Annotated in this window: 7 protein-coding genes; all 7 read right to left on the minus strand. The window is 38.0% G+C overall.

All coding sequences use genetic code 11. The features are described from left to right. The coding region (locus BAZSYMA_RS06630) for a phosphate regulon sensor histidine kinase PhoR (RefSeq protein WP_090716941.1) at positions 1 to 1,036 on the minus strand (1,036 nt) is incomplete at its 3' end. Then, positions 1,033 to 1,737 carry a winged helix-turn-helix domain-containing protein gene (locus BAZSYMA_RS06635; protein ID WP_237732966.1) on the minus strand — a complete coding sequence of 235 codons (705 nt, stop codon included), beginning with the start codon at positions 1,735 to 1,737 and terminating at the stop codon, positions 1,033 to 1,035. The genes BAZSYMA_RS06635 and BAZSYMA_RS06630, both read right to left, overlap by 4 nt. A 9-nt stretch (positions 1,738 to 1,746) precedes the next feature. Further along, on the minus strand, positions 1,747 to 2,427 hold the full coding sequence (gene phoU / locus BAZSYMA_RS06640) for a phosphate signaling complex protein PhoU (protein ID WP_090716943.1): 681 nt from the start codon (positions 2,425 to 2,427) through the stop codon (positions 1,747 to 1,749). Between the two features lie 17 nt (positions 2,428 to 2,444). Continuing rightward, positions 2,445 to 3,275 carry a phosphate ABC transporter ATP-binding protein PstB gene (gene pstB, locus BAZSYMA_RS06645; RefSeq protein ID WP_090716946.1) on the minus strand — a complete coding sequence of 277 codons (831 nt, stop codon included), beginning with the start codon at positions 3,273 to 3,275 and terminating at the stop codon, positions 2,445 to 2,447. Between the two features lie 6 nt (positions 3,276 to 3,281). Further along, positions 3,282 to 4,562: a phosphate ABC transporter permease PstA gene (gene pstA / locus BAZSYMA_RS06650; protein ID WP_090716948.1), complete on the minus strand. Its 1,281-nt coding sequence runs from the start codon at positions 4,560 to 4,562 to the stop codon at positions 3,282 to 3,284. Next, positions 4,555 to 5,931, minus strand: a complete 1,377-nt coding sequence (gene pstC / locus BAZSYMA_RS06655; protein ID WP_090716951.1) for a phosphate ABC transporter permease subunit PstC — start codon at positions 5,929 to 5,931, stop codon at positions 4,555 to 4,557. The genes pstA and pstC overlap by 8 nt, the downstream gene beginning before the upstream one ends. A 329-nt stretch (positions 5,932 to 6,260) precedes the next feature. Next, a partial coding sequence (locus BAZSYMA_RS10230) for a hypothetical protein (RefSeq protein WP_206599452.1) occupies positions 6,261 to 6,449 on the minus strand: 189 nt, incomplete at its 5' end.

A 6,449-nucleotide genomic window follows, 5' to 3' on the forward strand; every position in this document is an offset into this window, starting at 1 on the left:
GTTGCTGCCATCCGCATGCCACCTGACGATGATTTTTGTACCCCTTTGGGGTATAAAATATTGCATTTTGTATTAGGTTGGTACACAAACTAATAATCTCTGTTTCAACGCCAACTATCACCTCATCGGTATTAATCTCTATCGTCACCGCTTGATTTAAATCTTGACACACATGATTGATAACTTTTTCCATATTTATGCTTGTGCTAATATCTTGAATATCATCGGTGCTTTCTAAGCGTGAAAGTGTCAACAAATCTTCAATGATATTTTGCATTCGTTCAGTTTGTTCGTAGGAAGTGTCAATCGGGCTGGACAATGATTTTGGTAAATTTTTATCTTCTTTGATCATTTCCAGATAACCTGAGATTACCGTTAGTGGTGTGCGTAATTCATGAGATGCGTTGGAAATGAAACTTTTGCGCATTTCTAATGTTTTGTTTCTTTGTGTTATATCGCGTGCGATTAACAATTTTGAATCAACGCCAATTGCAATAATTTTTAACACCAACTGTATGGACGAGTCTTTAGGAGACTCTATTTCAATCTCACTGCCATCTTCATTGGCACTCAATAACTTGTACAACTTAGGGGAGCGAATTAAATTGTTAATACGCTGCCCTCTATCATTTTTAACAATATTTAATAAAACACTGGATTTGCTATTACTCCAATCAACCTCATTGTTTTGATTAAGCACAATAGCAGCATAAGGAAACCCTTTTAAAATACTTTGTGAGCGTTTTAACAAAGCATTCATGCGCTTTTTTCTATCGCTACTTTTGTTTTTGTCTTGTAGTACTTTATAGTTAATCTTGTCCCATATTCCATCACTGTCTGGCACATTATTTTGACTGGTTCCGTTAATTATCCAAGTATAGAACTGATAAACCTTGTAATACATCCAAACAATATAGCCAAATAAACTTAATGCTATACTTATTAGCCAGGCATCTGTTAATAAACTACCAATCAGCATTACAAATATAACAATCGCTATACGCCACTTTTCAATAGACAAAATAGAGGGCTTCATGATGTTGTATTAATGCTAAATCGATAGCCCATATTGCGCACAGTTTGGATGTAGCTATCTGCCTCACAAGGTTTTAATGTTTTTCTCAGTCTTAAAATATGAACATCAACAGTACGCTCATCTATGGCAACAAACCTTCCCCAAACCCCATCAAGTAACTGAGAGCGATTAAACACCCTGTTTTTATTTTTCATCAAAAAGTGTAACAATCGAAACTCAGTCGAGCCAATAGTAATAGCCTTGCCACCGATGGTTAATAATTGTTGCACTGGGTTAATAACAATATTGTCAACAATTAACTCATTACTAGCAGTAAGCCCTTGTGACCTGCGCAATAAAGAACGAATACGCGCATCCAGCTCTTTTAACAATACTGGTTTAGTCATATAGTCATCGGTACCCATATCAAACCCTTTCACTTTGTCTTCTTCATTAGATTTTGCTGTTAACATCATGATTGGTAAATACTGAAAACCCTCAAATTTTCTGATTTTGCCAATCAGCTGAGTGCCATCAACATCTGGCAACATCCAATCAAGCAACACCAAATCTACATCATTATCACCCAATAGGCTTATTGCTTGAGCGCCTGTATTAGCCTTGAGTATGTGGTAGTGTTTAGCTTGAAGAGATATACTAAGCATTTCTATTATCGCTTTATCATCCTCAACAATTAAGATTGTAAACATATCATTGTTCATGCGATTTCCCTACTCTAATTCCATATGGCGAACATCCTGACCTTTAACCAAGTAAACCACATACTCACAAACATTCTGAGCGTGGTCGCCGATTCGCTCTAAGGCCCTTGCACACCAAATAACATGCAACATAGTCTTAATATTGCGAGGGTTTTCCATCATATGTGTGACCAATATTCTGGAAACTCGCTCAAACTCTTCATCAATTTGTCTATCGGTTCCAGCTATTCTAATCGCTTGTTCTACATCCATACGAGCAAATGCATCAAGTGCATCTCGTAAAATAGTAATGACCTTATCCCCCAGTCTAGAGAGTTCAGCGTACATATTAACCTCATCCTTCATAGAGGTTAGTTTTTGGGTGTAACGGCCAATTTTTTCCGCTTCATCGCCAATACGCTCAAGGTCTGTAATGACCTTAATAATTGCAATAATAAGCCTAAGATCCCCAGCAGCAGGTTGTCTTTTAGCAATGAGTTGGGCACAACTTTCATCAATCTCAACTTCAATTTTATTAATTTTATAATCTGATTCTGCAACCTCTTTTGCCAGCTCACTATTTTGCTCAATCAGTGCGCTAATGGACTTTTCTACTTGGTCTTCAACCATCCCGCCCATCTTCAGAACTTTACTTTTAACACTCTCTAATTCTTGATTATACTGTCGTGAAATATGTTGCTGTGTTTCCATGAATAGCCTCCTAATTATTATCCAAACCTACCGGTGATATAGTTTTCAGTCAATCGATGTTCTGGGTTGGTAAACACGGTATTTGTGTCATTCACCTCAACCAAATACCCCAAATGAAAGTAAGCGGTTCTTTGTGATACTCTGGCTGCCTGCTGCATAGAGTGCGTGACTATTGCAATGGTGTATTTCTTACTTAAACTAATCATCAACTCTTCAATAACAGCGGTCGCAATTGGGTCAAGTGCGGAAGTTGGTTCATCCATCAAAATAACTTCTGGGTCAATGGCAATAGTTCTAGCAATACATAATCGTTGCTGTTGGCCGCCAGAAAGTCCAGTGCCAGGTTTGTGCAATGAGTCTTTAACCTCTTTAAAAAGACCTGCTCGAGTTAAGCTTTTTTCGACCAACTCATCAAGCTCAATCTTGCTACTTGCTAATCCGTGTAGTTTTGCCCCATAGGCAACATTGTCATAAATAGATTTTGGGAAAGGATTTGGTTTTTGAAAAACCATTCCGACCCGTGCACGCAATAAAACAGGGTCTTGTTGCTTTTGATAAATATCTTCACCATCTAACCTAATATCACCGCTTATATGGCAATCTTGAATGGTGTCGTTCATACGATTAAGGCATCGTAAAAAGGTGGATTTTCCACATCCAGAAGGGCCAATCATAGCAATAATCTGATTTTTACCAATATCTATATTTGCATCAAATATGGCTTGTTTTTCACCATAAAAAACATCAACATTACGCGTAGAAAATTTTGCATCCTTGATAAAAGGCTTGCCAACAGTCTGGTTAATCTCTATATCAAATTCTTCACGCTTGTGTGTATTTATCATCATCTTATTCTACCGTTTCTTTTCAAATTTTCTACGCATTATTGTCGCCAACAAGTTCATAACGATTAAGAACCCTAACAACACCATGATAGCCGCTGAAGTTCTCTCTGTAAATGCGCGTTCTGGTGAATCAGACCATAAGTATATTTGCACTGGAAGCACCGTAGATGGGTCTGTAATACCTTGGGGCACATCTGCAATAAAGGCAACCATGCCAATCATTAACAGTGGCGCAGTTTCGCCCAATGCTTGTGCCATACCAATAATGGTGCCTGTTAGTATGCCAGGCATGGCAGCTGGGACAACATGATGAAAGGTGGTTTGTACGCGTGATGCACCCAAACCTAATGCTGCCTCACGGATAGATGGGGGGACAGCCTTTAATGCCGCTCTAGAAGAGATAATAATAGTAGGGAGCGTCATTAATGTTAACACCAAGCCTCCAATCAATGGAATTGACCTCGGAACCCCAAAAAAGCCAATAAACACTGCCAATCCTAACAGCCCAAAAACAATGGAAGGCACAGCGGCCAAATTATTAATATTAATCTCAATAATATCTACCCATCTATTGTTTTTTGGTGCAAATTCTTCAAGATATATAGCTGCTGAAACACCAATTGGAAAAGACAAAAGCACAGTTACCAGCATTGTCAACAATGAGCCAATCATTGCACCTTTAATGCCTGCTTGTTCAGGCTCTCTAGAATCTCCTTGGGTAAAAAAGTTGATGTTAAATCGTTTTTCAAGGCGATTTTCAGTCAATAATTTATCAATCCAAACCAGTTGAAAATTCTTGAGTCTACGGTCTGATTCTGGCAAAGATCTATCAATACTCCCTTTCATAAATACATCAACATCGTCTCTAGCTAAAAACCATAAAGATTGTTTGGTGTTAATAGTATCGGGATTATTCATAACAAAATCTCTAAGCTGATATCTTGCACTTTTGCTAATTAATTGTCTAAGCGCTCTTTTTTGCCTCCTATCCTCAACACCGGGAAACAGTGTTTTTAGTGACTGGTTAATAACTTTTCTATAATTCGCACTAAATAGCGCTTGCTCACTATATTTGCCGTCTAAGTTGAGCAATTTACTGTCTATATCAACATCAATATTAATATAAGTTTGTTGAAAAGCTGGAAACCCTGTTGTTGAGATATTTATTAATAATGACAACAAAAATGCAATACTAATAACAATAGCGCCCAACCCATAAATTTGAAAACGCTTTTCCTTTGCATAGCGTTTGGCTAATTTATTTTTTATTTTTTTTGTGTTACTAATCATATTGTTCTCGATATTTACGCACTACATACAATGAGATAATATTAAGCACCAATGTGGTTAAGAATAACCCCAGTCCCAACGCAAATGCTGCAAGCGTTTTTGTACTATCAAACTCTTGGTCACCTGTTAATAAGGCTACCATTTGCACTGTAACTGTCGTCACTGCCTCTAAGGGGTTGAATGTTAAATTCGCTGATAAACCTGCTGCCATAACCACAATCATCGTCTCACCAATTGCACGAGAAGCCGCTAACAACACGCCACTAACAATACCAGGAAGCGCTGCAGGAATAATCACTTGCTTGATAGTCTCAGATTTGGTAGCGCCCATTGCATATGAGCCATCGCGCATTGCTTGTGGCACAGCAGAGATAACATCATCTGAGAGTGAAGATACAAATGGAATAATCATTACCCCCATTACGATGCCCGCTGCCAATGCACTTTCAGATGACAAGCTCAAACCAAGCGACTCACCCAAATCACGAATAAAAGGGGCCACTGTTATCGCAGCAAAAAAACCATAAACAACCGTTGGAATGCCAGCTAGCATTTCTAAAACTGGCTTGGCAAACAACCTAAATCTAGGCGACGAATATTCTGACAGGTATATAGCCGACATAAGCCCCAAAGGTACGGCAATCACTAGGGCAACAAACGAAATTAATAAAGTTCCAACAAATAAAGGCAAGGCACCAAAACTACCAGAGCCGCCGACTTGGTCTTCGCGAATAGCCTCTTGTGGGCTCCAATGAGTACCGAACAAAAAATCAAACACATTAACAGCTTTAAAGAAAATAATAGACTCAAATATCACTGAAAATATAATACCAATAGTTGTCAAAACTGCAATTGAGGCACAACCAATCATAAACCAGCGTATTAACCTCTCAACCAAATTGCGCGCTTTCATTTCTGGTTTAACGAAAGCTAATGCGATAAACATACCTATAAATGCCAAAACGAAAACGATGACTGATTTGACCCAATCACTAAACTCAATTAACGCGTTATAATAAAAGACTGCATGGCGTTTGACATCATCACCTATAGCAACCCCCGAGTGAGATAAATTAATAATCTCATTAATAAGCAACTCAAGCTCATCTGCTGATAACTGCTGTAGCTGCGCCGGTAGCTGGGCAACAATCGCAGAATTAATAACAGATGACTCTAAAACAGACCAAAATAATAAAATTAATAATGCAGGGACACTACTCCAAAATGCAATCAAATAACCATAGTGTTGTGGCAATGAATGCAGACGCTGATTACGCTTATCAGACAAGCTGATTGAGCGCTTCCTTCCAGTGTAATATCCTAGAAGTAGCAACGCCATGAGCGCAGTAAATATAGCGCCAAAGCTCATGTTAATTGCTTAAATATAAAACTTATCATATGCATATAGTTGGTTAATTTTACCTTTGATAAAGTATTAGGATTTACCCTAAATTTTCAACGATAAGATTGTTATTTTTACCGTTTTTATTAAATAGAGACCTTTGCATAAATAGGGATGATTGGAAAAACCCAATTTTTGCCCAATTGGTGATTTCCTTAAACCTTATCCTAGCAGGACTAAGGCTAGGTTTACCCGCCTAAAGGCTGCTAGGTGTCGCAGGAAAAATCACCAAGTGGGTGGGTGAGTTTCTGATGATTGCTCCTATTTATACAAAGGTCTCAAATAATGGGTAAAGTTTAATAAGTAAATATGACAGAATTATGACAATAAAGTTTTTTCATTTTACCTTTGTCGTCATTAGCGCTCTGTTCCCTATAGGACACCCTACAAAGCTCCAGCACAATTGATGAAATACACAAAACAGCACTTGCTTTTAACAAGGGCCTATAAATTAATACAATAGAGCTAAAACACCATTTAAAAAT

This window comes from Bathymodiolus azoricus thioautotrophic gill symbiont (assembly GCF_001298715.1).
In the GTDB taxonomy this organism is placed as follows: Bacteria; Pseudomonadota; Gammaproteobacteria; order PS1; family Pseudothioglobaceae; genus Thiodubiliella.

What these genes read in the sequence shown, in the direction of transcription:
- pstB (WP_090716946.1), bottom strand. Translation starts at nt 3,275, where the DNA reads ATGATGATAAATACACACAAGCGTGAAGAATTTGATATAGAGATTAAC.
- pstC (WP_090716951.1), bottom strand. Translation starts at nt 5,931, where the DNA reads ATGAGCTTTGGCGCTATATTTACTGCGCTCATGGCGTTGCTACTTCTA.
- BAZSYMA_RS06635 (WP_237732966.1), bottom strand. Translation starts at nt 1,737, where the DNA reads ATGAACAATGATATGTTTACAATCTTAATTGTTGAGGATGATAAAGCG.
- pstA (WP_090716948.1), bottom strand. Translation starts at nt 4,562, where the DNA reads ATGATTAGTAACACAAAAAAAATAAAAAATAAATTAGCCAAACGCTAT.
- phoU (WP_090716943.1), bottom strand. Translation starts at nt 2,427, where the DNA reads ATGGAAACACAGCAACATATTTCACGACAGTATAATCAAGAATTAGAG.